Here is a 2,887-nt window from a genome sequence, read left to right on the forward strand (position 1 = left end):
TTGAAGACGGGGGTGAACTGGATCAGGACGGCGGCACGTTTAACGTGACCGGTTTGCTCTCCACCGCTGGCACCGGGACCATCAACCTGGATGATGGTGTTCTGAATGCCAACGGAGATATGCTCAATGACGGTATCACCAATCTGCAGGGCACTGGCGATCTGAACCTGACCGGCGATCTGGACAATGGCGGCACTTTCAATGTGCTGGGTGGTCTGGATGCGTTGGATATTGAGAACCTGACCAGCAGCGGACTGTTCAATCTCGATACCAACACGGTGAATGTGAGTGGCACGGCGAGTATTGAAGACGGGGGTGAACTGGATCAGGACGGCGGCACGTTTAACGTGACCGGTTTGCTCTCCACCGCTGGCACCGGGACCATCAACCTGGACGCCGGTGTTCTGAATGCCAACGGGGACATGCTCAATAACGGCATCACAACGATAGACGGGACGGGAGACTTTAACCTGTCTGGTCATCTGGACAATGGTGGTACCTTCAATGTGCTGGGGGGCGCGGCCCCCGCTCAGATCGAGAGTTTCACCAATTCAGGCACAATGACTGTAGCCGCCGGGGCTGGGATCTCTGATGTGAGCACGGCGAGGGTCTTCGCTGGCGCAACGCTTGATCTGGAAGGTGCACTTACTTTTACACCAGGCGATGACACATTTGATGTCGCGGGCATCCTGACCGGCGCCGGAACCATCGACATGCTTGACGGCGATGACATGCTGACCTTCACAGGTAGTGCGGATCTGTCGGGCCTGACCGGTCTCGTTGATGGTGGAGCGGGAATGGATGACAATGTCCTGTTCGATGGTTGGGATGGCACCGTGGACGGTTCCGCTTTTCAGAACTGGGAAGCGATCACCGTTGTGGACGGCGCAGTTGAATTTGGATCGACCCTGACTGTTGCCAGTGGGCCAGGGCACGGGATGATTGCGGGGGCTGGTGGTGTCATCAGCAACTGGGGTGATTTCGACCTGACGGGTGATCTGGTGACACTTGCAGGTGGCAGGTACCAAAACACCTCTGGGTCCGTATCGATGATCAACGTCATTGGGAGCATCCGTAATGCCGGAGCGATCGATCTTCGGGATAATGTGACCGGAGATGTGCTTATGGTGAGCGGCGACTATTCCGGTGATGGTGCATTACAGCTCGATGCCGATGCCACAGCTGATTTTGCTGATACACTGGTGATTGCCGGTGATGTTGTTGCAGGCGGAACAACGATCTTTGTCGCGGATATCTCATCTGGCGAGGCCAGCGGCAATGACATTCTCCTTGTAGACGTACAGGGTGCAACCTCTGAGGGCGATTTTCAACTCGTGGGCGATACCGTTGATCTTGGCGGGGTTGCATATGAGCTTGCCCTGGTTGGGTCCCAGTGGTTCCTTCAGCGCCAGTTTCTGCCGTCGAACCTGATCTATGAAGCCTACCCGCAAAACCTGAATGCGCTGAACACGCTCGAAGGTCACAGCCAGCGCGTTCAGGGTCGGTCGTGGCTAGCTGGCGGTGATCCATTGTGCAACGATGCAATCCAGCCTGAGATCCGGCAGGACAGCCGTGACTGCGTAGAAGCCGGCCTTTGGATGAAGGTTTCTGGTGGCAGGTCAGACCTTGACCTCAACACCTCAACAACCGCGCTTGAGCTTGGCATCTCGGATTCCGAATATGACATTAGCACATTCAAGTTTGAAATGGGCGTGGACACGCTTCTCGGGGAGTATGGGAGCGGCCGCCTTGTCGGAGGGTTCCGAGCTTTCTATGGCTCTGCATCTTTGTCCGGATCTTCGTCGATCGGCGGTGGGAGTGCCGACAGTGACGCAGTTGGGGTTGGCACGACCCTCACATGGTATGACGCTTCGGGTTTGTATGTCGACGCACAGTTGCAATATGCGGATTTCGAAAGCGATCTGTCTTTCGACGGAGAATCCCTAGTCGAAGATAATAGCGGTTCAGGTTATGCGGCCTCTCTTGAGATCGGCAAGACCTTTGCGTTGAGCGATGCGTTCTCGATCACGCCAGAAATACAGTACATGTACTATGATGTTGATTTCGACAGTTTCACCGGATCAAGCGGTGAGATCGTCTCTCTCGAAGATGGCTCGACCTCGGAGCTCCGGGTAGGTGGTGTCCTGGAATACCAATCGCCAGACCGCGGTGATGCGCAAAGCAGCGTCTACCTGTCGGCCAACGTGTTCCACCTGTTTGATGCGACCACCGCAGTGCGCTCAGACGATACCACGCTGATACAGGAATCCCGTCCCTGGCGGGGAGAAATCGGACTTGGTGGGTCTTATGAATGGAATTCCGCAAACGGAGCCCGTTCCGCAATCTTTGCAGAAATGACCGCTGGTTCGGTACTCGGAACCAGCCTGAGTTCGGGCAAAACACTGGGAGGCAGCTTTGGTGTCAAGATCGAGTTCTGAATGGGTTCAAATAATAGGACTGCGTTCCGGCTTCATGAGACAGACTTTGGCAGCCGTCGCTTTTGCACTGACAACTGGTGCAAGCTCCGCACAGGAGCCCAACGCGCTGTCAGAAACCTATGGTGTCTGGGCGGTGCAATGCAAAACCGCCAGCAAAACCGAGAGCGCCGAAACAACACGCACTTGCCAGGTTTCTCAGGAACTCAGGCAAGCCGACACACAACAAAGGGTCATTTCTGCTGTTTTCACTGCCAATCCCGACAAGCTGACCCTGATTACGCCTTTTGGCCTCCAACTCAAAGAAGGCGTCAGGTTTTCTACCGGGACTGGCGATCTTTCGGTTGGATCCTTTTCGACCTGCCTGCAAACTGTCGGGTGTGTCGCTGATATTGCACCGGATGCTGATGGTATGGAAAACCTGCAGTCCTCCCAGACGCTTACTGTTCTCA

2 protein-coding genes are annotated in these 2,887 nt (G+C 55.4%); both read left to right on the plus strand.

What is annotated here, in order from left to right:
• On the plus strand, positions 1 to 2,438 hold a 2,438-nt coding region (locus ACR1XV_RS21350; protein WP_480535036.1), incomplete at its 5' end, for an autotransporter outer membrane beta-barrel domain-containing protein.
• Positions 2,439 to 2,472: 34 nt separating this feature from the next.
• A partial coding sequence (locus tag ACR1XV_RS21355; RefSeq protein WP_480535038.1) for an invasion associated locus B family protein occupies positions 2,473 to 2,887 on the plus strand: 415 nt, incomplete at its 3' end.

The sequence above is a fragment of the Ruegeria sp. AD2(2025) genome (assembly GCF_056542385.1).